This is a genomic window from Frateuria sp. YIM B11624, assembly GCF_049727805.1.
Classification (GTDB): domain Bacteria; phylum Pseudomonadota; class Gammaproteobacteria; order Xanthomonadales; family Rhodanobacteraceae; genus Frateuria_A.
Genome location: NZ_JBCNYA010000003.1, coordinates 127542 through 151181 on the forward strand (window position 1 = coordinate 127542; position 23640 = coordinate 151181).

Genomic DNA, 23640 nt, shown 5'->3' on the forward strand with positions numbered 1-23640 from the left:
AAGGCATGGAGGCGCCGGCAGGCCCGAACCAGCCGACCGCTTCCCTCTGCCGGACGTTCTTGAGAAAGCACACATCGCCCTGATGCTTGGAAGACCAGGACTTCTTTCCACAGGGCCATGCTCGACAAGATCCGAAACTGGCGCGTACACCGCACCGTCGCCCGGCACCCCATCGCCGAATCGTCATGGCAATACGCGCTTCGCCGGTGCGCCCCGGCGCGACGGCTGGGCGCTTCGGACCAGGCCGCGCTGCGCGTGCTGGCCACGCTGTTCCTGCAGGACAAGGCGCTGGAACCGGTCCAGGGGCTGGAACTGGACGATGCCGACCGCGTCCTGCTCGCGACCCACGCGTGCATCCCCATCCTGAAACTGGGGCTGGACTGGTATGACGGCTGGTACAGCGTCATCGTGTACCCGGACGCGTTCATTCCCGACCGCACGCACACCGACGTGGCAGGCGTCGTTCACCAGACCCGCAACGTGATGGCGGGCGAGGCATGGGGACGCGGGCCGGTGATCCTGTCCTGGGCGGACGTGCTCGATGCCGGAAAGCGGCCCGGCCACAACGTGGTCATCCACGAAATGGCGCACAAGCTCGACATGCTCAACGGCGACGCCAACGGCTTCCCGCCCCTGCACCGGCGCATGGACCGCCGCGCCTGGACGCAGGCCTTCTCGGGTGCGTGGAAGCGCCTGGCCGACGACCATCGCAACGGGCTTCCCTTGCCGATCGACCCGTATGGCCTGGAAAACGAAGCTGAGTTCTTTGCGGTGGTCAGCGAGCAGTTTTTCGAGGCACCGGCGGCCTTGCGCCAGCATCTGCCCGAGGTCTACCGACAGCTCGAACAGTTCTACCGGCAGCACCCGTACTGAGTGCGGGCGTCCGGGCCGTATCGCACCGGCGCAACCCAGCCGGATTGCGGTTCAACGCCGGCCTCCCCAACTCCTCGGATCGATCGGGATGACGATGCGGGTGCGGTAGGCGTGCGCATCGAGATCCTTGAGGAAACCGATCCAGTCGTTCCAATGGTCGCCGTGGCCGGCGAAGGCGGCCTTGTCCCTCGCCAGCAGCCAGCGGTCGTAAGGAACCAGTTGCCCGTCGTCCGCTTTGGCAAAGGGATATTCGGCGGTCTCCAGGTACTGGTAGCGCCGGTACAGGCCGATCAGTTCGGTGCTCGAGTGGCCGGAGGGCGGCATGATGCCGTTCTTCAGGCCGTCGAACAGGTCGGACATGTGGTTCATGATGTCCAGTTCGCCAGGCTTGAAGCCCAGCTCCGCGGCCTCGGCATCGGCCTGCGCCTGCAACTGAACCTGGGCCGCCGCTACCTGGGCCTGGAGCTTGTCCAGGTCGGCATTGCCCGTACTCTGCGGCGGCCGTTCGACAGCCTTCGGTTCCGGCGCCTTGGCCTGGATCACCAGGCCGGCATCGTAGGCCAGCGTCATGTCCTTCAGGTAGCGCGCGACCACGCCCTGCGGCATCAGCACCCTGGAGTAGCACCGGTTGACCGTGCCCAGCGGCACGTTGCGCATGCACAGCCCCTGGGCGGCGAAGTCGCCCTGCCGGGTGCCGTCCGCCAGCGCCACCTTCTGGCCCGCGTAATACGCGCGCACGCTTTCGATGGAGTCATGGGTGAAGAAGAACTGGTAGTGGTCGTCGTCGGCCAGCGTGTCGTGCATGGCGCCGGGGTATACCGGTGCAAGCAGCACCTCGGCGGCCCGCACGGCAGGCGCCAGGAGCAGGCCGAGGACGATGACCAGCGAACGCATGCACATATCGGCTCCCTTGATGATGCGGCGACCTACGCCGCGCCCATGCACATGGAAGCGCAAGAAGGCCGTGGCGCGCTTGACGGAGGCTTTAGGAACTCCTTACCCACCCTTTCGCCAAAGTCCCAGCCGCCCGCCCTCGACGCTGGCGCCGTCCGCGGCGCCAATGAGCAGGCGGGCGGCCTGGACCGCCCCACGGCGAGGGCGAAGCGAGCCGAGCCGGGTTGGGGGCACGCTAGACTACGCACATGAGTACCGACGCCCTCACCCTCATCCGTCCCGACGACTGGCACCTGCACCTGCGCGACGGCGCCTTGCTGGCTGCCGTGCTGCCGCACACTGCACGCTGCTTCGCGCGCGCCATCGTAATGCCGAACCTGAAGCCGGCGGTGACCACCGTGGCGCTGGCCCGCGCCTACCGCGAGCGCATCCTTGCCGCGCTGCCGGCAGGCATGACCTTCGAGCCGCTGATGACGCTGTACCTCACCGAGGCGACCACGCCCGCGGACATCGCCGAGGCGCGCGCCAGCGGCTTCGTGCATGCGGTCAAGTACTACCCGGCCGGCGCCACCACCAACGCGGCCAGCGGCGTCACCGACCTGCGCCGCTGCTACCCGGTGTTCGAGGCGATGCAGAAGCATGGATTGCCGCTGCTGATGCACGGCGAGGTCACCGACCCGGACGTCGACGTGTTCGACCGCGAACCGGTGTTCGTGGAACGCCACCTCACCACGCTGCTGCGCGACTTCCCGGCGCTGCGCATGGTGCTCGAACACATCACCACGCGCGAGGCGGCGCAGTTCGTGCGCGGCGCGCCGGCGCACCTCGGCGCCACCATCACGCCACAACATCTGCTGATGAACCGCAACGCCATCTTCGCCGGCGGCCTGCGCCCGCATGCCTATTGCCTGCCGGTGCTCAAGCGCGAAACCCATCGCCAGGCGCTCATCGAGGTGGCCACCAGCGGCGACCCGAGCTTCTTCCTGGGCACCGACAGCGCGCCGCATCCGCGCCACGCCAAGGAGAGCAGTTGCGGCTGCGCCGGCATCTATTCCGCGCACGCGGCCATCGAGCTCTATGCCGAGGCCTTCGAGGCGGCCGGTGCGCTGGACAGGCTGGAAGCCTTCGCCAGTATCCACGGTCCCGATTTCTACGGCCTGCCCCGCAACACCGGCACCATCACGCTGCACAGGCAGCCGTGGACGGTGCCCGAGGAGGTCGATTTCGGCGGCGTGCCCGGCGTGCCGATGCGCGCGGGCGAAACGATTGCCTGGCGGCTGCAGGGCTGAGCGGCTCCTAGCGGCGGAACAGGCGCAATGGATCGTCCACCGCGCCTGTCGTCATCGCCAGGACCTAGAGCTGGAAGCTCGAAATCCGCGTCGCCCAGTTGCCCAGGGCTCCACGGGTGCCACCGCACTGGAACATCGGCGGGGTCAGGTACTCGGCCAGCGTGCAGGAATGCGCGATGTATTCCGAGGCTGTCCAGATCGTGTTGCCGTCGGCCGCGGCCGCACCGTAATCGCCCCAGCGCGGCCGGTCGCCCCCGAGGTAGGGAATGCCGGTGAAGCCGTCCCACGGACCGGCGCCTGCCTTGGCGATGTGCACGTCGCCAGCGCCTTTCTTCGCATCGAAGCTGGCATAACCGGCGCTGGGATAATCGCCCGGTCCCACCACGGTGAAGGCGATCACGCCCCGCCCGCTCTGCGTCACCGCCGAGGTGCCGTAGGTCAGGTTGGCATCGGACAACGCCAGGGTCCCATTGGCGAAGACACCGCCCGCCTTCGGGTCGATCGCGAAGTAGGCGATGCCCGAACCATGGCTGCCGTCACCGAGCAGCACGTCGGTATCGAGCGTTCCCCATACCTTGCCGTTGGCGAAGCTCACCTGCTGCATGCGGGAGTCGTTCACCGCCAGCGGGCGCGGCGCGGGATACACGATGGTCGGGTAGCCCAGGTAGGTCGGTGCGCATCCGGGTGCCGCAAAGCAGTCCCGCAGCGGCGCGCTGCCAGGCCGCTGCCGGGCCAGGCTGGTGGGCACGCCGTAGGTCTGCACGCTCACCGGCGACACGTTCAGCGTGAGCGCCATCGGATCGCTGTCGATGGCCTGCGTGTTGGACACCGCCCACAGCCACACGGTGTTGGAGACGCCCTCGTCGTAGAACACCGCGTCGGAGCTGAGCAGATACTCGGTGCCGCCATGCGCGCCGGCATACTGCCCGCCCGAAGAGACCGCCGGCCAGACGGTGAACGCGGGCGCCGGCACGCTGGGATCGCCGGCGTTGAACAGCACCACATTGGGCTCCGGATCGCCCGCCACCAGCGCCTGCTTGGAGATCGCGTAGATCTGCGCCCCGTAGAACCCCGGACCGAACAGCGAGAACTCGTTCGTGGTCAGGAAGATCGCATGCGCGTCCGCGCCGATGTGCGGGTAATCGCCCAGGCAGAAGCCTTCACTGCAGCCGTGGTCCGGCGTCCCGTCCGTGCCGTTGTTCTGCACCGGCAAGTGGTAGATGGTCCACGCACCGGTGGGATCGGCCGTCTGGCTGACCGCGAGGTCCAGGTGGTTGGTGCCCGACAGCGCCGAGGTCGTGCCCACGCGGTCGAGCGTCAGCACGACATGGAACCAGCGGCGCGTGTCCGCGTCGTAGTAGCAGGACGGATCGGTGATGCTCGGCCCGTAGGCGCCGGTGGTGCGGTTGATCGCCGCCGGGTAGTGGTAGAACGTGTTGAGATCGACCGGCCCGACCCGTTCATGGCCGGCACGGTCATAGATTGCGAATACGTCGTTGACGCTCTCCACCACGAAGCCGTTGCCGGCGCACAGGCCCTGGTCCGGCGGCTCCACCGAGAACTGGTTGCCGTTGTTGGCGTAGCGCTGGTCGAAGAAATCCAGGCCGTCGAAACCGCCGGTGAGCTCGGGGTTCGACTTGGCGCGCCACGCATGGCCCATGCTGTTGAGGCCGGCATGATGCCCGTGAGAGAGGGTGCGGTTGACCACCGGCTCCTCGCCGAGGTCGTCGCCGTCGCCGGAGTCGGCGTCTCCGGCCGTCATGGCCGGATCCTGCTCCAGGCTGGTCAGGGGTGCTCCGCCCACGGTCGTGCTCGTGGGTACCGTGGTATCGCCTTTGTGCAGTTTGAGCGTGATGGGAGTGGCTCCCATCGCACCGGTGGCAAACCCCATCGCCGCAAGGGCGATGATCAGTCGCGTTTTCATGTGAACGGTCTCCTTTGATCCATACAGGCTAGGTGACCGCGTCCCCCTGTCAGGCGCCGCCGTCGATCGGGCCGACGAGCGTCTACGCAAGTGCGCACGCAGGTGCGCGCGCGCCACGATACTCGCGCGGTCGGCGAGTTGCATTCGTTCGCGGGAAGCGTTTCCGGTGGCGCTCCACGCTTGCCGATCCGGCGCCGGTCAGCGGCAGCGCATCGGCCTCTCTGTGGCCGGGGCAGCACACCGGGCGCGACCGGCAAGCACGTCTTGCGACGTAATCCCACAGCGTTGCGATGCGATGGCGATGGTGGTCGATGTAGCGCACGTTCCTGCGCCCGAAGGGAGGGCACGAGTGCCGTCCATTGCCCCCAGCCGAGGTCGTCAGCAGCAGAACGCAACCGCCCCGGTACGAGGCCGGGGCGGTGCGTCGCCTGTCAGCGCATCAGTTGACGGGAATCTTGTAGTTGCCGTGGTTGTCGATCGGGCAGGCACATTCATTGCCGACCAGCTTCGGATCGAACTTGAACAGCGGGATCCGGCTGGTGAGATAGGCCGCCGTCGCCCGGTAGGCGTTCAATCCGTACGGAGGCGCGGCCGAGCCGAAGGTGTTGGCACCCGGCGTGGTGAGCACCTGGATGAGCGTGGGCATGGCCGGCGAAGGCGTGATGTAGAAACTGGGCACGACGGTGTCGTTGAACGCGGCGTACTTGTCCACGCCAACCAGATCCCACGCACCCTGCGAGGCGTTGCGCCAGAAGCCCGGCGAGCACCACGCACCCGGCGTCCTGAGCGGCTGACAGCCGTGGCTGACCACCAGTTGCACGTTGCCCTTGACGTAGCCCTCGTAGGTCGCCGTCACCGGCGTGCCGACCAGCTTCCTGTAGAGGTAGTAGCTGCTGGCATACTTGAACGTGCCGCCTACCTTGATCATCTGCACGGTCTTGTTCGGCAGGTGCAGCGTGGCCGAGGTCGCTCCGTTGGCGGTCAGCACCCAGACCAGGTAGCCGTCGCCGGTCCGGTAAGGCAGCCCAGGGCCGTGCCAGTTCGCGAACTGGCCGGTACCGCCGTCGTCGGCGATTTCCTGCCCGACCAGGCCGCAGCGCTCGTCGTTGAGGTTGTGGGTGTTGCCGTCCCAGGAGAACCCCTGGCCGGTGTAGGTGACGACGGTCGTCGCCCAGGCCGGTGCCGCCAGCAGGGTCAGCAAGAGCGCCAGCACGGGCGCGCCGAACACGCGTGTGATTTTCATGGATGTGCTCCTTCGACGCCGCCATGGCGTGGGGAGGGCGCAGCATGCTGCGCGCGGCAGGGCCGGGTTAATACTCCGATCGGAGTACGCCAGGCGGACACGGCCGGAATGGCTACACACCGCTCTCACGCAGGAAACCAATACTTCGCGCAGGCGTGGGAGACACCGCGGGAGGGCGGCATGATCCCCATCGTGCTCGGCGGTCCGGACCTGGTTCTCCGACGCCTGCTGGCGTCCGTCGTGCGGCGCGTGGATGGCCTGGAGCTGCGCGGCGAGGCGGCCACGCCCCTCGCCCTCCAGATGCTGTTGGCCAGCCATCGCCCTACCGTGCTCGTGCTCGATGCCCGCTGGGTGCAGGCCGGCAGCCATCTGCTCGGCGAACTGCTGACGCGGCCGGCGTCGCCGCGTGTACTGCTGCACGCCGCGAGCCTCGATCGGCCGGAAATCCTTGCGGCCGTGATGCAGGGCGTGCACGGCTGCCTGCCCAGCGATGCGCACCCCGCGTTGTGGGCCCAGGCGATCCAGGCCGTGCACGCGGGCGAAGCGTGGATCCCGCGCGGGCTGATGACCCAGGCCCTGGCCTGCATGAGGCAATGGCTGTCCGCGCCGCTGCTGGCCTCGGCGCCCATGGACCAGCTCACCCAGCGCCAGCACGAGATCGTGCGCTGGGTGGCGCAGGGGCTGAGCAACAAGGAGATCGGGCGGCACATGGGCATCAGCCCCACCACGGTGAAGACCCACCTGCACAACATCTTCGAGCGAGCGGGCATCAGCGGCAGGCAGCAACTGGCGGTCCGTGCGCTGAGTCCCGCGCCGGATGAGCAAGCGGCGAGCCGGAACATGGACGACCGATAGACGTCCACGCCCGCCAGCCGACGACGGCCCGGCGCCGGATGGAGTCCCGCCAGCCGCTTTATCCGATCCGCACAGGGCTCACGGCCGGTGCTTCGATGCGCCCGACATACGATACCGGTGGTCGTCGAACATCGCCGGCAGCCATGCATAACGCAGCGTCGCCTCCGTGCCGGCGGGCTGCGCCGGCAGGGTCATCTCGCTCACGTAGTGATGCAGGGTTTCTCCCAGCGCAGGATCGGGCACCGCATCGAGCAACCAGGCGTGCGCCAGCGAACCGTCCGGCCGGAAGGCCAGCAGGTAGTCGGCGAAACCCGACTGCGCGGCGAAGCGTCCTTCCGGCGTGACCACGGACCGCTCTTTCGGCTTGGGCCGGGGCGACTTTCCGCCGAAGTGGCTGCTGGTACCCGCGCGGATGCCCGCATCGTGCTGGGCGATGAAGCTCGCGACGTCCGGCATCACCTGCGGGATGCTCGAGCGTCCCAGCTTGTCGAGGATGCGCTGCACCAGCTCGGCGGTGTAACCCTCCGGCGGACGCTCGCCGTCGGGCAGCAGCATGGCGTAGTGGGCGAAGACCTGCGCCCAGATCATGGCCTCGCGATACTTGCGGGTGGCCAGCTTGATCTCGGCCATCTTGGCCATCGCGAGCAGGCTGCCGCGCAGCGCCGCGTTGCCCAGGTACAGCGTCGCCTTGTCCAGGTCCTGGGCCACCAGTGCGCCGGAGGCGTGCGGCCCCATCTGGTACAGCGATCCGAGCAGGTACAGCTCGCCCTGGTCGGCGTCCTGCGCGTGCTTCTCGATCCCTGCAAGCATCTGCTGGCGTGCGGCCAGCGGTTGCTGCGGATCGAGGATCACCGACCATGCCTTGATGGAGTCGTCCTTAGCGGGCGCGACGGCCAGCGACGGCGGAGCAAACCCCATTCCAACCATCAGGCACGCCAACGCGACCACGTGGCGAAGCCGAAAGCCTGCACCAGACATGAGCCTGCTCCTTCAGTCAGCCTTGCCGAGCATGCGCCCGGGCCCGGCGGGCCATCAACCCGGCAGGACCACGCGGCCGCCTGCGGGAATCCAGAGACGGGACAGGACGCAACCGGCCGAGCGCGATCCGACCCCACGGGTTTCGCACCACGTGAACTAGTGGTAAGTGAACCTGTGCCGTTCGGTGTGTACTGCCTCCGATGCCATGTCACCTGATGCCCCACGGGAGTTGCTCCATGCGCCTACTGCCACGCGTCTTCCTGATTTCCGGACTCGCAATTGCCTCCACCATCGCCAGCGCCGCTCCTCTACCTGGCACGCACGACCTTCGTGTCATGAGCTTCAACGTGCGCTACGGCGAAGCGGACGATGGCATCAACGCCTGGCCCAAGCGCCGTGACCTGATGGTCCGCGTCATCAGGCAGGAACATCCCGACATCCTGGGCACGCAGGAACTGCTCTCGCCACAGGCCGATTTCCTGCAGCAGCACCTGCCTGGCTACACCTGGTTCGGCATGGGCCGCAACGGCAACGAGATCAACGAGAACGGCAACGAGCACATGGGCGTCTTCTACGACAAGACGCGGCTGGAGGTGCTCGAGTCCGGCAACTTCTGGTTCTCCGATACGCCGGACAAGCCGGGAAGCATAGGCCCCGGCCTGTTGATGCCGCGCATGGTCACCTGGGCGAAGTTCCAGGACCGCCGCAGCGGCAAGCAGTTCTACTACTACGACACGCACTTTCCCTACAAGGACGGCAAGGCGGCCGAAGCGACCCGCGAGTGGTGCGCCGCGAAGATCCGGCAGCGCCTGGCCCGGCTGCCCACGACGTTGCCGTTCATCCTCACCGGCGACTTCAACACCACGCCGGACAGCAAGACGCATGCGTCGCTGACCGAAGTCCTGCACGATGCGCGCACGTCGGCGCCTCGGCACGAAGGCCCGGAGGGCACCTTCCACAACTTCACAGGCCATGCGGACAAGCGCATCGACTGGATCCTCTATCGCGGCGTGACAGCCGACGACGTGCGCACGATCACCACGCACGAGGGCAAGGTCTACCCGTCGGATCATTTCCCGGTAGTCGCCGATTTCAGCTGGTAGGCCAAGCCCAGTTCAGGTCACGCGTTCCCCGGCCGCCGCGCGGGCGGCCGTGATGTCCTGCGGCGCGGGCTGGATGACGAGCCGCCAGCGCCCGGCACCCGCGCGCAGCCGCAGTTGGCGATGCCTTACCAGATAGTCGACCGCCACCGCGGTTGCCGCCAGGCCTGCCAGCGCGCCGACGCCCAGCGCCCAGCGCGCGCCGTAATGGTCGACGACCCAACCGACAAATGGCGCGCCGATCGGCGTGCCGCCCATGACCACGGCGATACGCAGCGCCAGCACGCGACCGCGCATGGCGCGTTCGGTGGTGAGCTGCATCATGGAATTGCTGGCGGTCATGAAGGTGAGCGCTGCCAAGCCGACGACGAACAACACCGCGGCGAAAAGATACGGGCCGGGCATCACCGCGGCGACCGCCACGGAGACGCCGAACGCCGCCGCGGCCACGGCCATCAAGACCATGCCCGGGAACGGGCGACGCGCCGAAAACAGGGCGCCGCACATGGTGCCTGCGGCCATCGCGGAGGTCAGCAGGCCGTACTGGCTGGCGTTGCCATGAAACACGGTCACCGACATGGTCGAGATGAAGATGGCGAAGTTGAAGCCGAAGGTTCCCAGCAGGAAAAGCATCACCAGCACGGCGATCAGGTCGGGCCGCTGCCCCACGTAGCGAAACCCCGCCGACAGGCTTCCGTGCGTACGTTCGGGCCGCGCTTCGGTATGCAGCTCGTGCAGGCGAAGGAACCAGAGCGACACCAGCACGGCGCCGTAGGAACCGGCGTTGATGAGGAATAACCAACCCTCGCCCACCGCCGCGATCAAGGCGCCCGCCACCGCAGGACCCAACATCCGCGCCGCGTTGAACGATGCCGAGTTGAGCGCCACGGCATTGGCGAGGACGTCGTCGATGACCAGATCCGATACGAATGCCTGGCGGGCGGGCGCGTCGAACGCGGTGACGCAGCCCAGCAGCAAAGCAAAGCCGTACACCTGCCACAGCTGCACCACGCCGAAGATCGTGAGCAGGCCAAGCCCCAACGCCAGCACGCCGGCGGCGCCCTGGGTCCACAGCAGCAACTTGCGCCGATCGAGACGATCGGCAGCCAGGCCTGAGAGCGGCAACAGCAGCAGCGGCGGCCCGAACTGCAGCGCCATCACCGTACCCACCGCCGTGGCGTTGTGCCGGGTAAGCACGGTAAGCACCAGCCAGTCCTGCCCGATGCGCTGCATCCAGGTGCCCACGTTGGACACCAGCGCACCGGCGGCCCACAGACGGTAGTTGTAGCTCCTGAGCGAATCGAACATGCCGTTCATTGCGTGCGTGACAACTCCGTCCGGACAAATCGATAAAACGGAACGGATGGATGAGGCCAAGTGTGTCTGGACCGTCGGCACCCTCCCTGCGGCGTTCCTTGTTTTCGCTGCGGTACGCACGCAAGAGCCATCCGCGCGGAAACCTGGCAATCGGCCGGGTACACGCGCTTTGCAACGATGTGGATCGTGCGCCGCTTCAACGCACACAACTTACCGGGGGTGGGTGAAACGAGGGGTGAGCGACGACAAGGAAAGCACATCCAGAACCTGGGATCTCCTCTGTTTCGCTTGCCGGATCGGCAGGCCGGCCCTGGCCCGGAATGAAAGGAGCGTGGCGCCCCGCGTCGGATGGTGCTGGTATGGCGGACGGCCCGCTTGCGTACCCTACAGGGTGGCGCGGCATTCAGTATCCCGGGCGAAAAGCGATGGAACAACGACAGCTTCGATCTGCCCGCCGTGCGTCATGGTCTGCCGACGGCAATGCGGATCGCCTTGCTCCAACTGGGTGCCGCGCGAAGATCCTTCAGCAACCGATGCCATTCGCCGAACACCAGCTTTAGAGGATGCAGCGTGCCCAGCGGATGCGCCAGACCGTAGCGCAGCGGCTCATGGGGTTGCTCGGTGCGCAGCGTGCCGAAAAGCCGGTCGAACACGATAAGCACGCCACCGAAATTGCAATCCAGGTACGCGGCGTTGGAACCGTGGTGCACGCGATGATGCGCCGGCGTGTTGAACACCCATTCCAGCGGGCCAAGCCGGCCCACCGCTTCGGTGTGCAGGAAGAACTGGAAGTGCAGATCGAAGGCCAGCAGCGCTATCACCATGAACGGAGGGAGTCCCGCCAGGATCAGCGGCAAATAGAGCAGCCAGCCCAGCGACAGCACGTTGGTCCAGCCCAGTCGCAGCGCCGAAAGAAAGGTCATCTGCTCCGGCGTGTGATGCACCGCGTGCGTGGCCCACATCCAGCGCACGTGGTGGCTGGCGCGGTGGTGGACGTAGTAGACGAATTCCACCGCGACAAAGCCGACCAGCCACACGCGCCAGTCGCGCATCGGCCAGTGGATTGGCGCGAGGCGGCTGGTGAGAGCGAACACACCGCCAAACACCAGCGCGCCCAGCGCACCGCTGATCGCGTTGCCGATGCCGACCAGTATCGAAGCGCCGGCGCCGCGCAGGTCGTAACCCTTGGCGGTGCTTTCGCGCCAAAACCACTCGATCAGGATGCAGAGCAGCACGATCATTAAAAAGACAGGTGAACGTCCGAAATGTCTCATGGTCGGGCCTGCGCTCCTCACGCGCGGCTGTGGCCGCGCTGTTTGTCGTCAACCGTCAGCGCGAGGCACGGCGCTGTTTGATGTAACTGACGATCTCGGCCGCGGCCAGTTCACCGTCGTGGTCGGTATCGATCTCGTCGAAGTGATCGGCCAGGCGAGGCATGCCTTTTCTGGCTTCGTCACGACTGAGCAGACCGTCGTGATTGACATCGGCGGTGTTGAATCGGTCCTTGGCTTTTCCGGCCATCTGCGAATGACCGTCGCCCTGCGCGCAAGCGCTCAATGAGATCAGGAGCGCAGCCATGGCAGTGGCTGCGATTGTTCTGGTGCCGATGGACATGGCTTTACCTGTTGATCGTTACTGAAACCGAACCCCGGCGCTGCAGAAGATCTGCTCGTCGACTACGCCAAGCAGCCACCAACAACGCTCTCCCACTCTCTACTTCTTGCGAGAACGGGTCGGATCCTGCTCGGACACCACGCTGGTCGCCCACTGGTCCAGCACCTTGTGCAGTGAGCCGAAGGTCACCACGCTCACGCCGTTCTTCTGGCGTCCGATACTTTTTCCATCGTCCTTGCGCGCCGATTCGTTCAATACCGTCCCGGTGTGCGCATCGATCGCCTGTACCTCGAGCGTTGCCGAGGCCACTTTCGGTGCACCTAACACGCTGTCCTTCAAGGGCTCCAGGAGCAGATGGATCGGCAGGAAATCCCATGGCCTCAGGCCTGGGTCCGCGGCCACCACCGACGTGATCGCCACGCGCAGCCGTATGTCGGCTTGTGCACCGTCGCTCGCCAGCATCGAGCGCTGTTGCAATTGTTCCCGGATGACGTGATCCAGGTAGGCAAGCAGGCTTGCCTGTGCTTGCGCGCTCAACCCGTTGAAGTGCGTACCGGCGGGAAAGTACTCGGTCGATACCGCATACGTCGCGCGCGGGTTGGCCGGTTGCGCGGTGATTTGATGCGCGAAGTAGACGTGGCCTTGCGCATCCCTGGTTTGCCTGAGCTGCGCATAATCCGTCAGGAAGGTTCCATGATCGGGCCTGGTCGCGTGGCTGCAGCCCACGAGTGCGAAAACCATCAGCACCGGGCTCAAACCATGGAGACGACGAGATTTGCATCGCTGCGTCGGCCGAACCGCATCAACCCTCCGGCGAAACATCGATCCGCACCCGCATGCGCGCGCCGGGGTCGTAGCTCAGACGCGAAGCGTAGACATCGCCGTGGTAGCGGTATTCGACGTCGTAACCCAGGATCTCCGGCTCACCGACCGTCACCACGTCGTGACAATTCGTGGCCGTCGTTTCATAAGCACTGCGGCGTCCTGCAGCGTTGCCGACCGCAGCGCCGGCGACCGCACCGACCACTGTGGCGGCGGTGCGCCCGTCGCCCTTGCCTACCGTGCTTCCCAGCACCCCACCGACCACCGCTCCGAGAAGCCCGCTGCCGGGACGGTGGCCTTCCTGCACCACGACCGGCTCATCAACGCATTCCTGATGATGCCGCTCCACGCCCGCCGTCGCATAGACCGGACTGACACGCAGTACATCGGCCCAGCCGTAATGAACAGGCGGTGACACTACGCGGTTCACCACTACGACGGGCGCTGGACGCGAGACAACGACGGGCCGCACCACGCGCGAAACCACCACGGTCGCCGCACGAGCCTGGAAAGCTAAAGGCAGGACTGCCGACAACAGCAAGGCCTGCGTGATTCGGCGACGGAATGAATCTGCCGGCATGGTCGATCCCTCTCGTGATATCGAAGCCGCGCATCGAGTGCGCCGTTGAAAAATATCGATATCGCCGCGCCAACGTGTATCTCGAATTGACGAGCTTGTAAGGAGGTTTTTCCGCTACGCCAGCTGGCAACATGCGCTTGCAGACTCGATGGTGCGCCGATCGGCTGCGTCAGTACCGGCGTGCGTACGATCACCGCGCCCGGCTGCAAAAACACACCCGTCGCATCATTTCTCGATGGTCGCCGATCCGCGATCTTCTCGTGGTACCGCACACGATCGGAAGCCACGGCAACTACGACGCGCGTTACCCTTCCCCTTCAGGTATTTCGAGCCACCGTCCAGGATGGCGGCGGGTTCGACACCAGCTACCAGCACGTCACCAACAGTTACGACAACACCCCACGCTGGCCGACATGGCGGGCGTCGGCTTCCCGGTGCACGTCGAGTCACGCAGCCTTTTCAGCCGGACATGGCCGCACCCGCCCCGCCTCGTCCACCCGGAATGGCAGGACGGCAACGCGGTGGTCAATTACGACGGCGCGGATCTGGGCAATGGGTGCGAGCTGGTACGAAAACGGGCCTACCCGACCCGGGCGCAGCGGCGGTCGCGGGCGTAAGGCCGACAGCGGCGCAGGCGCCGGTCACAGCGCTGCATCCGACCATCGGTTACCCGCGATCACGGCGTGACGTCGAATTCCGCCTGCTGCATCGCCTGCGAGCTGCCGCCGACCCACACCGTGTAGTGCGTGTGCTCCACGACCTGGCGGCTGTGCACGTCATAGAAGGACAGCTCCGGGAAGCCCAGTTCGAAGCGCAACTGCCGCGACTCGCCCGGCTTGAGCGTCACACGCTGGAAGCCCTTCAGGCTGCGCACCGGCTGCTCGACGCTGGCGCCCAGGTTGCGCACGTAGAGCTGGGCGACTTCCGTGCCTTCGCGCTTGCCGGTGTTGGTCAGCGTGGCGGTGACCGTCACCAGCGACCGGGCGTCCGGCCGGTTGGCTTCGGCGAGCGGCAGCGTGCTGCGCGAAACGCGCACGTCGGAGTAGGCGAAGCTCGTGTAGGTGAGCCCATACCCGAACGGGAACAGTGCATCGTTCGGCACGTCGATGTAGCGCGAGACGAAGCGCGTTTCACCGTCGTTGGGCGGCCTGGACAGATCGGCGTCGCCGGCCGGGCGGCCGGTCGGGAACTGCGCGTAGTACAGCGGCTCCTGCCCGACCGCGCGCGGGAAGCTCATCGGCAGCTTGCCGCTGGGCGACACGTCGCCGAACAGCACGTTGGCCAGCGCGTTGCCCGCCTCGGTGCCCGGGAACCACACTGCCATGATCGCCGGCACGTGGCGGGCGGCCCAGTCCAGCACCAGCGGCCGGCCGGAGAACACCAGCAGCACCACCGGCTTGCCGGTTGCCGCCACTGCCTCCAGCAGCTTCTGCTGGTTGCCCGGCAGGTCGAGGTGGGCGCGCGAGCCGGCTTCACCGCTCATCTCCGAGGACTCGCCCAGCGCCATGACCACCACGTCGGCCTGGCGCGCCGCCTGCACGGCAGCGTCGAAACCGGCGGACGAATCGCCCAGGATGTCGGTGCCGTGCGCGAACGACACGTGGCCGCCGCGCTGCTGCATGCGACGTTCCAGTGCCTGGCGCAGCGTCACCACGTCGGGCGCCTGGTTGCCGCCGCCCCATGCGCCCTGCATCTCGTTGGCGGCATCGGCCAGCGGGCCGATGAGCGCGATCGACTTCACCCCGCTGCCCAGCGGCAGCACCGCCTTGCCCCCGACCGGCGCGTTGCGCAGCAGCACGAACGATTCCTCGGCCGCACGGCGTACCAGCGGGCGATGCGCGGGCACCGCGTGCGTCACCTCGGTGCCGTGCGCGTAGGGATGCTCGAACAATCCCAGCGCGAACTTGACCCGCAGCACGCGGCGCACGGCCTCGTCCACCGTGGCCATCGACAGTTTGTGTTCCTCCAGCAACTTCGGGATCTGCGTGTCGTAGAAGTGGGACATCATGTCCACTTCCACGCCCGCCTCCAGCGCCTTCTTCGTCGCCGTGGCGGCGTCCAGCGCGATGCCGTGGTGGGTCAGCTCCATCACCGCCGTGTAGTCGCTGACCACGAAGCCGTCGAAGCCCCATTCCTTGCGCAGGATCTCGTCCATGAGGTACGGATCGGCCGTGGCGGGCACGCCGTTGAGCGCGTTGAACGAGCTCATCATCGTCGCAGCGCCCGCCTCGACCGCGGCCTTGTACGGCGGCAGGTAGACCTGGCGCAGGCGGATGTCGGACATGTCGGTGGTGTTGTATTCGCGCCCGGCCTCGGCCGCGCCGTAGGCGGCGAAGTGCTTGACCGAGGCGGCGACGCTGTCCGGCCTCGACAGGTCGGTGCCCTGATAGCCGCGCACGTAGGCACGCGCCATCGCCGCGCCGAGGTACGGGTCTTCGCCCGCGCCCTCGGTGGAGCGACCCCAGCGCGCGTCGCGCGAGATGTCGACCATCGGCGAGTAGAACCACTTCACGCCGGCGGTGGTGGCTTCGGTCGCGGCCATGTGGGAGAGGTCATGGACCAGTGCGGTATCCCATGACGCGGCCAGGCCCAGCGGCACCGGATAGATGGTGCGGTAACCGTGGATCACGTCCGCGCCGAACAGGATCGGGATGTGCAGGCGGCTGTGCATCGCCGCCTCCTGGAAGGCGCGCGTCTTCTGCGCGCCGATCACGTTGAGCATCGAGCCGAGCCGGCCCTGCTTCGCCAGCGCCATGGCGTCGACCTGGGTCTTGGTCTCGGGGTTGGCGGCCAGCGCCTTGTCGCCGTTGGCGGTGGTCGGCGCGCTGAAGCCCTGGTCGTTGTACTGCACGAGCTGGCCGATCTTCTCGTCCAGGGTCATCTGCTGGAGCAGGGCATCGACGCGCCGCTCGATCTCCGGCGAAGCCAGTTGCGCGTTGGGTGGCGCCACGGCGTTCGGCATCCTGCCGGGCGCCTGCCCGCTCGCCCCGGCCCCGCTCGCCTGGGCATGGACGCCTGCGCAGGCAAACGTGCCCGCCAGCAGCAGGGTGGCAGGACGCAGGGAGCAAAGGGGCGATCGTTTCATGGGGGAGGACTCGAATGCGGGCGGCAGCGCAGCGCCGGAGGGCATGAAAACGTTTACACGACCGGGGTAGAAAAGCAAAGATTCCGACTCACCGGTGAATTTCCCGTCCAGCCGAGGCCGCATGCCATGCCACACGCCCGCCCTGTCCGTTCTCGTCTCGCCCTCGCCCTGCTGGTCGCCGGCGGCCTCGTTGCCCCCGCGGCCGGCGCCGCGGTGAACCCGCATGCGCGCACCTGGGCCAACCCGGTCGACGTGGACTACCGCTACAACTACGAGCAGATGAACCAGGGCATCTCCTACCGCACCGGCGCCGATCCGGCGGTGGTGCGCTACGGCGACGCCTACTACCTGTTCCTGACCCTGGCCGACGGCTACTGGCGCTCCACCGACCTTGTGCATTGGGACTTCGTCAAGCCGGACCGCTGGCCGTTCAACGGCCCGGTCGCGCCAGCCACGCTGGTCGCCGACGGCAAGCTGTTCCTGATGCAGTCGGCGATGGAGCCGGTGCCGCTGCTCTACTCCACCGACCCCGCGCACGGCCGCTGGAACTTCTGGACCCGCCTGCTGCCGCCGATTCCCGGCGCCGTCTGGGCCGGCCACGAGAGCGAAATGAAGCCGGGCGACCAGCCGCCCGGCCCGTGGGATCCGGGCCTGTTCCGCGACGAGGACGGCAAGACCTACCTGTACTGGGATTCGTCGAACGTCTTCCCGATCTATGGCGCGCAGATCGACCTGGCGCTGGACCATGCAGACGAAGGCGAAGGCAAGCGCGTCACCTTCGCCAGCAGACCTGAGGCCCTGCTGCGCCTGCACCCGGACCAGCACGGCTGGGAGCGCTTCGGCCAGGACCACACCGACGAGAGCACCAAGCCGTTCGTCGAGGGCGCCTGGATGAACCGCCACGGCGACACCTACTACCTGCAATACGGCGCGCCGGGCACCGAATTCAACGTCTATGCCACCGGCGTCTACACCAGCGACAAGCCGCTCGGGCCCTTCCACTACGCGCCCTACAACCCGGTCGGCTACAAGCCCGGCGGCTTCGTGGTCGGCGCCGGCCACGGTTCCACCTTCGATGACGCCTACGGCAACAGCTGGAACACCGGCACCATGTGGGTGGCGGTGAACTGGAACTTCGAACGGCGCGTCGACCTGTTCCCGGCCGGCTACCACGACGACGGGCAGATGTGGGTCGACACCCGCTTCGGCGATTTCCCGCAGCGCATGCCCGATCACAAGCTCAAGCCCGGCGAGAGCACCTTCACTGGCTGGATGCTGCTGTCCTGGCACAAGCACGCCACCGCCTCATCGCAGCTGCCCGACCACGGGCCGGCCGAGGTCACCGACGAAAACCCGCGCACCTACTGGGTCGCCGCGCAGAACACACCGGGGCAGACGTTGACCGTCGATCTCGGCGGAATGCGCACCGTGTGCGCGGTGCAGGTCAACTTCACCGACTACAAGGCCGGCCGCTACGGCGACGCGCCGGACATCGTCACGCAGTTCAAGCTTGAAGGCTCCACCGACGGCACGCACTGGACCACGCTGGCCGACCTCTCCCACGAGCAACGTGACCGTCCCAACGCCTACCTGGAGCTCGACCAGCCCGCGCATGTTCGCTACGTGCGCTACGTGCACGGACACGTCGGCGCGAAGTACCTGGCGATCTCCGACCTGCGCGTGTTCGGCAATGCGGACGGCGCACCGCCGCCGGCACCGGAACTGGTCTCCGCCACCCGCGATGCGGACGCACGCAACGCCGAGATCGCCTGGAAGCCGGTGCCCGGCGCCGTGGGCTACAACGTGCGCTGGGGGCTCGCCGCCGACCGCCTGCACGAGACCTACCAGCGCTTCGCCGACCAGCCCACGCACCTGCAGCTTCGCTCGCTCAACAAGGGCGTGCGCTACGTGGTGGCGGTGGAGGCGTTCGACGAGCACGGGGTGTCGAAGCTGTCGCGGGTGGCGACGCTTCAGCCCTGACGCGGTGACCCGCGTCTTCGATCAGGCGTCGATCGCAGCGTCGAGCGTCTCGGTGTCCGGGAACACCATGAAGACGAAGAACGGCACGCCCCGCGCGTGCCAGTCGCGGGCCACGCTGGCCAGGTGATCGCGAAGTGCGGCGTAAACCTCGGGCGCCTGGGCGCGCAGCACGTCGGCGTGGTCGAGCACCAGCACGTAGCCGGGCGCGGAAAGCCAGCCCAGGTCGCGCAGCTTCGCCGTGACTGCGGGCCAGTCGGCGTCCGACACGATGAATTCGAACGCCTGCGCCAGGCGTTGCACCGCGAGCTGCTGGCTCGCGCAGTCGCGCAGGTCGATGCGGCTCAAGCGAAGCCCGGCGCGGGCGGCGTCATCCGCCAGCGTGGTCGGGTCATCCGGCACGACGCGGTAGATGCCATCGCGTCCGGCATCGTGCAGGTCGATCTGCAGAACTTTGCTGGTCATCGGCAAACCGGATGGAGGCGGAGAATCATCGTCTCATACGCCGCGGGGCGTGTGGGTTGGGCGAAAGGGCTCGTGATCATCCGGATGGAGGCTGGCGCCGATCCGGATTTTCTCTAGTCGACTGCATCCACGGACAACGCAAGCGCCACGATATCCCCATCCTCGAGCCCGCAGGTTTCGCGAAGCTTGACCTCGCAAATGAGCTCGACGACCCACGGATCGGACCGGTTGCGCGCAGCCGTGGTGGGCGTCCACAGGAATGCCCTGCGGCGATCAAAATCCACGAGTTCGCAGGGGAGCATCAGGATGTCGCGCTCACCGCCATATTCCTCCCGGCCAAACCAGATCACGTTACCTGCGTGGCGCGTGGCAAACCAATCGAAGGCATGGTCGAGCGCAAGGTTGAGCGAGCCCGGATAGACGGGCATCCGAAGCTTCCGGCTGTATGCGGCATTGAAGAGATGCAGCCAATGGGAGGCATCTCCCTTGCCGGCCTGCACTCTGCCCCGAAGAAGTTCAACCATCTTGTACAACGCCTGATCCAGGTAGCCAGCGCGGGCGGCCGTCCATCGCGCCAACGGCTTATTGCGGGCAGCCGCAGGATAGCCTCCAAGGCTGCTCGTCAGCCTCCTCTTTCCGTCAATCGTCGTCCGGGGCGCTCCGGCCAGTCACCAGAAGCTTATAGGCGGGAAGATTCGTCTGGCCTTTCGTCGCGTTCGTATAAGCCTCTTCCAGCTCGTCGGCGAGAGACTCGTAATCGACCAACCGGAGTTCCTCGGCTGGCGTAATGGCGTCATCCGGCAGGCTGGTCAGGCGATTGATCTCCCGGTCCACCGCCTGGATGATCAAGACCAGGGATCGTGCGCTTATTTCTGGCATGTGGACATTCTCTCCTCGTGACACGGCCAGTCGCCGCTCATGCCGCTTCCCCCGGCACGGAGAAGCAGCGACATTGGCTGTACCCGAACCGGCCCGGCGCATCATGCAGGGTGGTGCCGCCGCCGGTGTTCTTCCGAGCAAAAAATCCCGCATCCGGTCACCTGCGTCCCTAGCCTACCTGCCTGGCCGCGTCCGTTAGGCGCTACCGGTGTGCACCCAGGCGCAGCCCATGCGTGCGGCACATGTCGATCGGACCGAGCCGGGTCGTCCGCCCATTGCGGAAGGTGATGCGCAGGTCGCGCCGGCACCCGCCGGCCGGCACTTCGAACGTGGCTTCGGAGAACCCACCCTGCAGTGGACGGCCAAGGTCGACGTTGGTGAAGGCGTTGCTGCCGGCGGGGGCGATCGCGAGCGACGTGATGCTGTCGAAAGCGGCGTTGACCAGATGGAAGGTCGGGGCGACCTGGCGGACGGGATCGCGGCGGGTGGCGTTGGCGGCGCAGGCGTTGGTCGCGGCCATGACGGCGACGGCGAGGATGTAGCGGTGCAAGGTCATGAGGGCGCTCCGGCTTGGATGACGGATGCCGCGGCCGCGCGCGAGGCGGTCCGGCACCGCGATCTGGCCGCAGGAAAGCCCTGCGATGAAACGGCGTCGGGACGAATCGTCATGGCGACGGGACGAATCGCAGCCATGCCGTCCTTCCCTTTTCCGCCGACGCGGAGTGTGCCTAGGATGCTATCGTCACCCGCCTGGACACACGGCATGAAAGTCCGCCTTGGCACCACGGAAATCGGCCTGGCGCGCTACCTGGGTTTGTGGGGCGTGGTGGCGGTGGTGTTCGCGGTCCAGGGCTACATGCGCGACGACCTGGGTGGACACACCTGGTCGATGTTCGACTACCTGCGCTGGGCGGCGATCCAGTGGTACACGTGGGCCTTGCTGGCGCCGCAGGTGTTCCGGCTCGGGCTGCACTATCCGTTGCGTCTTCCCCTGCGCCGGCAGTCGATCGGCTGGCTGCTGCTCGCCAGCGTGGGCTTCACCTTCCTGGCGCTGTTGATCGGCGCCGTGGTGTCCACCCTGTTCGAGCCCAGCGGCCTCGCGGAACAATGGCGGCAGTTCCTCGGCCAGCACGGCGCCACCGGCATGCTGACCTGCTGGGCGCTGTTCGCGATCCAGCAGGCGATGCAGTTCCAGCAGGAAAAGAGCCGACGCGAACTGGAAGCGGGCCGGCTCGCCTCGGAGCTGGCGCAATCGCGGCTGCAGGTGCTGCGCACGCAGTTGCAGCCGCATTTCCTGTTCAACACCATGCACGCGATCGCGACGCTGCTGCACGAGGACACGCCGTCGGCGGAGGCGATGCTGCTGCGCCTGAGCGACCTGCTGCGCGCGTTCCTGGAGGAATGCCAGGGGCAGGAGATCAGCCTGCGGCAGGAACTGGTGCTGCTGGATCTCTACCTCGGCATCCAGCGCACGCGCTTCAAGGACCGCCTCGACACCCGCATCTACGTCGCGCCCGATACGCCCGATTGCGCCGTGCCGAGCCTGATCCTGCAACCGATCGTGGAGAACGCGATCCAGCATGGGATCGGCAAGCGCGTCGGCCCGGACTGCATCGAGATCGAAAGCCGGCGCGAGGGCGATACGCTCTGCATCGAAGTGCGCAACCGCAACAGCACACTGAGCGCCGCCGCGACCTCCAGCCCCGGGCACGGTATCGGCCTGTCGAACACGGCCTTGCGCCTGCACGAGCTCTATGGCGGCGATGCCGACGTCCGGCTGGACATGCTGTGGCCGCAGGGCGTGGCGTGCCGGCTGCGCCTGCCGTTCCGCGAGATGGAGGCGTCGGATGACGCGCCGGAGGTCGCCTCGTCATGAAACTCTCCGTACTGGTGGTGGACGACGAGCCGATCGCGCGGCAGGCGATCGTGCGGCTGCTGCGCGACGATCCGGACGTGCGGGAACTGGGCGAGTGCGGCGACGGGGCGACGGCAGTGCAGACCGTGCGCAGCCGCTCGCCCGACCTGGTGTTCCTCGATATCCAGATGCCGGCGATGAGCGGGCTGGACGTGGTCGCGGCGATCGGCGTCGAGCGCATGCCGGCGACCGTCTTCGTCACGGCGTTCGAGCAATACGCGGTGCGCGCCTTCGAGACGCATGCGGTGGATTACCTGGTCAAGCCGTTCGGGCGCGAGCGATTCGCGGATGCGCTGGCCAGGGCGAAGATGCGGCTGGCCAACGGCGGCGCGGGCAACGTCGTGTCCGCGCGCATCATGCAGGCGCTGGAGTCGCTGCGCCGGCGCGACGACTACCTCGAACGCCTCCCGGTGCGCGTGGGCGAGCAGGTGGTATTCGTCGACGTGAACGACATCGTGTGGATCAAGGCCAGCCGCAACACCGTGCTGATCCACCTCGCCGATCGCGTCCACGAACTGCGCGAAACGATGGCTGGCCTGGGAGAGCGGCTGGACCCGCGACGCTTCGTCCGCGTGCATCGCTCGGCGATCATCAATGTACGACGGGTGCAGACGATCCATCCCTGGTTCAACGGCCACCACGTGGTCACCATGGACACCGGGCAGAAACTGCGCATGAGCCGCTACCAGCACGAGGCGTTCCTGCAGCTGGTCACCGGCAGGGCAAAGGGTTGACGCGAAGCGTCACAGGCCGCCCGCAAGTCCTGCCGCCACCGACGCCAGCACCACACAAAGCCGGTCAGGGTGTGGTCGTGGACCCGGCCGCCGCGCTCTCCCCCGTCGCGCCGGCACAAGGCGCCCGCCCTGGCGATATCGCGTGGAATTCGACCGACAGCCCGAGATCCTCCTGCGTCGGAGCGAGGAAGGATTCGCCGGACAAGCCGCGATAGGTCGGCAGCCTGCGCTCGTAACCGCGCTCGGCCCAGCGTTGCGCACGCCCCAGGTCGACCACGCCGAAGCTCACGCCCAGCACGCGCGGGCCACCGCTTGCCATGGTGCGGGCGGCGATGCCCTTGCCCTTGGGCTGTAGCGCCAGCAGCGCCGTCGGCCCGACCGGTACGCAGAAGCCGGCGGCGCCGACCTCGGGCAACTCGACCGGCACCGCATGGCCAAAGCCCATCTTTTCCAGCTCCCTGCGGTCGGCTTCCGCGTTGCCCGATACCAGCCATATCGCGGAGAGCTCACGCGCGCCGTTGGGATGCTCGCGCGTCACCCGGTAGTCGTCGGCATTGGCCGGATCGAACTGGTCGGGCGCGTAGTCCGCCGCATAGTCGATGAAGAAGGTATTGCTCGACAGCGGCGCACGGTCGAACGCGAACAATCGCCAGCCCGGCCGCGCGCTGTCGGGCCCGGTGAAGAAAGGCGTGACCGCGTAGTGCAGACCCTCGAGCCGGCGATGGATCGCATCGAGCCCGTCAGAGCGGAAACCGAAGCTGCGCGATCCCGGTCCTCCCTTGAGAGCCTGCTGGTCCTCCTTCATGCCCGGGTCGAACGCGGGATCCGGCCGGGTGATGCCCAGCAGCTCGATGAAACTGCTGTCGGCCAGCCGGACGTATCGGTTGGCGACGCCGCCCGGGTCGTGTCCGGGCCGCACCTGGAAACCGAGCTTGACCGCCATGACCGCCGTCACCTGGTCGATGCCGTGGCCCCAGAGAAGAATGTGGTCGAGCCGGGCGCGGGATGCCGCGGGAGCCGGTCGCGGCGTGGCGGCTTGCGCGGCAGCCACGCACAAGAGCATGGCCGGGACGATCGAGATCAGGCGCATTTCAAT

Annotated in this window: 23 protein-coding genes; 8 read left to right on the forward strand and 15 right to left on the reverse strand. The window is 67.1% G+C overall.

The window, feature by feature from the left end; all coding sequences use genetic code 11:
• Positions 1 to 117 precede the first annotated feature (117 nt).
• The gene (locus AAIL17_RS02515; RefSeq protein ID WP_424681234.1) at positions 118 to 873 is read left to right on the forward strand and encodes a zinc-dependent peptidase; all 756 of its coding nucleotides are present in this window, start codon (positions 118 to 120) and stop codon (positions 871 to 873) included.
• Positions 874 to 924: 51 nt separating this feature from the next.
• On the opposite strand, the gene AAIL17_RS02520 is transcribed toward AAIL17_RS02515, so the two are convergent.
• Positions 925 to 1767 carry a hypothetical protein gene (locus AAIL17_RS02520; RefSeq protein WP_424681235.1) on the reverse strand — a complete coding sequence of 281 codons (843 nt, stop codon included), beginning with the start codon at positions 1765 to 1767 and terminating at the stop codon, positions 925 to 927.
• 248 nt (positions 1768 to 2015) lie between these two features.
• Here AAIL17_RS02520 and pyrC point away from each other — a divergent pair, with 248 nt between their 5' ends.
• Entirely contained in the window at positions 2016 to 3056 is a 1041-nt protein-coding gene (gene pyrC / locus AAIL17_RS02525; RefSeq protein WP_424681236.1) for a dihydroorotase, read from the forward strand.
• A gap of 64 nt (positions 3057 to 3120) precedes the next feature.
• On the opposite strand, the gene AAIL17_RS02530 is transcribed toward pyrC, so the two are convergent.
• Positions 3121 to 4980, reverse strand: coding sequence for a hypothetical protein (locus AAIL17_RS02530; protein WP_424681237.1), 1860 nt, complete (start codon positions 4978 to 4980; stop codon positions 3121 to 3123).
• A gap of 439 nt (positions 4981 to 5419) precedes the next feature.
• The gene (locus AAIL17_RS02535) at positions 5420 to 6223 is read right to left on the reverse strand and encodes a hypothetical protein (RefSeq protein WP_424681238.1); all 804 of its coding nucleotides are present in this window, start codon (positions 6221 to 6223) and stop codon (positions 5420 to 5422) included.
• A gap of 180 nt (positions 6224 to 6403) precedes the next feature.
• On the opposite strand from AAIL17_RS02535, the gene AAIL17_RS02540 reads away from it, so the two are divergent.
• Positions 6404 to 7078 carry a LuxR C-terminal-related transcriptional regulator gene (locus AAIL17_RS02540; protein ID WP_424681239.1) on the forward strand — a complete coding sequence of 225 codons (675 nt, stop codon included), beginning with the start codon at positions 6404 to 6406 and terminating at the stop codon, positions 7076 to 7078.
• Positions 7079 to 7156: 78 nt separating this feature from the next.
• On the opposite strand, the gene AAIL17_RS02545 is transcribed toward AAIL17_RS02540, so the two are convergent.
• Positions 7157 to 7996 carry a hypothetical protein gene (locus AAIL17_RS02545; protein ID WP_424681240.1) on the reverse strand — a complete coding sequence of 280 codons (840 nt, stop codon included), beginning with the start codon at positions 7994 to 7996 and terminating at the stop codon, positions 7157 to 7159.
• A gap of 275 nt (positions 7997 to 8271) precedes the next feature.
• Here AAIL17_RS02545 and AAIL17_RS02550 point away from each other — a divergent pair, with 275 nt between their 5' ends.
• Entirely contained in the window at positions 8272 to 9159 is an 888-nt protein-coding gene (locus tag AAIL17_RS02550) for an endonuclease/exonuclease/phosphatase family protein (protein ID WP_424681241.1), read from the forward strand.
• 12 nt (positions 9160 to 9171) lie between these two features.
• Here AAIL17_RS02550 and AAIL17_RS02555 read toward each other — a convergent pair whose 3' ends face one another.
• From AAIL17_RS02555 to AAIL17_RS02575, 5 genes are all read right to left on the reverse strand, one after another.
• The gene (locus tag AAIL17_RS02555; protein WP_424681242.1) at positions 9172 to 10464 is read right to left on the reverse strand and encodes an MFS transporter; all 1293 of its coding nucleotides are present in this window, start codon (positions 10462 to 10464) and stop codon (positions 9172 to 9174) included.
• 470 nt (positions 10465 to 10934) lie between these two features.
• The gene (locus AAIL17_RS02560) at positions 10935 to 11714 is read right to left on the reverse strand and encodes a sterol desaturase family protein (protein ID WP_424681243.1); all 780 of its coding nucleotides are present in this window, start codon (positions 11712 to 11714) and stop codon (positions 10935 to 10937) included.
• A gap of 88 nt (positions 11715 to 11802) precedes the next feature.
• Positions 11803 to 12087, reverse strand: a complete 285-nt coding sequence (locus tag AAIL17_RS02565; RefSeq protein ID WP_424681244.1) for a hypothetical protein — start codon at positions 12085 to 12087, stop codon at positions 11803 to 11805.
• Positions 12088 to 12186: 99 nt separating this feature from the next.
• Positions 12187 to 12828 carry a DUF3313 family protein gene (locus tag AAIL17_RS02570; protein WP_424681286.1) on the reverse strand — a complete coding sequence of 214 codons (642 nt, stop codon included), beginning with the start codon at positions 12826 to 12828 and terminating at the stop codon, positions 12187 to 12189.
• Between the two features lie 61 nt (positions 12829 to 12889).
• A complete protein-coding gene (locus AAIL17_RS02575; RefSeq protein ID WP_424681245.1) occupies positions 12890 to 13489 on the reverse strand; it encodes a glycine zipper 2TM domain-containing protein in 600 nt (199 codons plus the stop codon).
• A 131-nt stretch (positions 13490 to 13620) separates the two neighbouring features.
• Between AAIL17_RS02575 and AAIL17_RS02580 the strand changes: the two genes are divergently transcribed.
• Positions 13621 to 14106, forward strand: a complete 486-nt coding sequence (locus tag AAIL17_RS02580; protein WP_424681246.1) for a hypothetical protein — start codon at positions 13621 to 13623, stop codon at positions 14104 to 14106.
• A gap of 59 nt (positions 14107 to 14165) precedes the next feature.
• Here AAIL17_RS02580 and AAIL17_RS02585 read toward each other — a convergent pair whose 3' ends face one another.
• Positions 14166 to 16439 carry a glycoside hydrolase family 3 N-terminal domain-containing protein gene (locus AAIL17_RS02585; protein WP_424681247.1) on the reverse strand — a complete coding sequence of 758 codons (2274 nt, stop codon included), beginning with the start codon at positions 16437 to 16439 and terminating at the stop codon, positions 14166 to 14168.
• Positions 16440 to 16700: 261 nt separating this feature from the next.
• Here AAIL17_RS02585 and AAIL17_RS02590 point away from each other — a divergent pair, with 261 nt between their 5' ends.
• Positions 16701 to 18554 (forward strand): family 43 glycosylhydrolase, encoded by a 1854-nt coding sequence (locus AAIL17_RS02590; protein WP_424681248.1) that lies wholly within the window; start codon positions 16701 to 16703, stop codon positions 18552 to 18554.
• A gap of 21 nt (positions 18555 to 18575) precedes the next feature.
• Here the strand turns inward: AAIL17_RS02590 and AAIL17_RS02595 are convergent, their stop codons facing one another.
• The 4 genes from AAIL17_RS02595 to AAIL17_RS02610 form a co-directional block, all read right to left on the reverse strand.
• The gene (locus tag AAIL17_RS02595) at positions 18576 to 19016 is read right to left on the reverse strand and encodes a barstar family protein (RefSeq protein ID WP_424681249.1); all 441 of its coding nucleotides are present in this window, start codon (positions 19014 to 19016) and stop codon (positions 18576 to 18578) included.
• Between the two features lie 113 nt (positions 19017 to 19129).
• Positions 19130 to 19540, reverse strand: a complete 411-nt coding sequence (locus tag AAIL17_RS02600) for a DUF120 domain-containing protein (RefSeq protein ID WP_424681287.1) — start codon at positions 19538 to 19540, stop codon at positions 19130 to 19132.
• Between the two features lie 115 nt (positions 19541 to 19655).
• Positions 19656 to 19865 carry a hypothetical protein gene (locus AAIL17_RS02605; protein WP_424681250.1) on the reverse strand — a complete coding sequence of 70 codons (210 nt, stop codon included), beginning with the start codon at positions 19863 to 19865 and terminating at the stop codon, positions 19656 to 19658.
• Between the two features lie 232 nt (positions 19866 to 20097).
• Positions 20098 to 20451, reverse strand: coding sequence for a hypothetical protein (locus AAIL17_RS02610; protein WP_424681251.1), 354 nt, complete (start codon positions 20449 to 20451; stop codon positions 20098 to 20100).
• 207 nt (positions 20452 to 20658) lie between these two features.
• Between AAIL17_RS02610 and AAIL17_RS02615 the strand changes: the two genes are divergently transcribed.
• Both AAIL17_RS02615 and AAIL17_RS02620 read left to right on the forward strand, forming a co-directional pair.
• Complete coding sequence (locus AAIL17_RS02615; protein ID WP_424681252.1) at positions 20659 to 21771, forward strand: sensor histidine kinase; 1113 nt, start codon at positions 20659 to 20661, stop codon at positions 21769 to 21771.
• A complete protein-coding gene (locus AAIL17_RS02620; RefSeq protein WP_424681253.1) occupies positions 21768 to 22544 on the forward strand; it encodes a LytR/AlgR family response regulator transcription factor in 777 nt (258 codons plus the stop codon). The genes AAIL17_RS02615 and AAIL17_RS02620 overlap by 4 nt, the downstream gene beginning before the upstream one ends.
• A 64-nt stretch (positions 22545 to 22608) precedes the next feature.
• On the opposite strand, the gene AAIL17_RS02625 is transcribed toward AAIL17_RS02620, so the two are convergent.
• Positions 22609 to 23634 carry a VOC family protein gene (locus AAIL17_RS02625; protein ID WP_424681254.1) on the reverse strand — a complete coding sequence of 342 codons (1026 nt, stop codon included), beginning with the start codon at positions 23632 to 23634 and terminating at the stop codon, positions 22609 to 22611.
• Between the last annotated feature and the right edge of the window lie 6 nt (positions 23635 to 23640).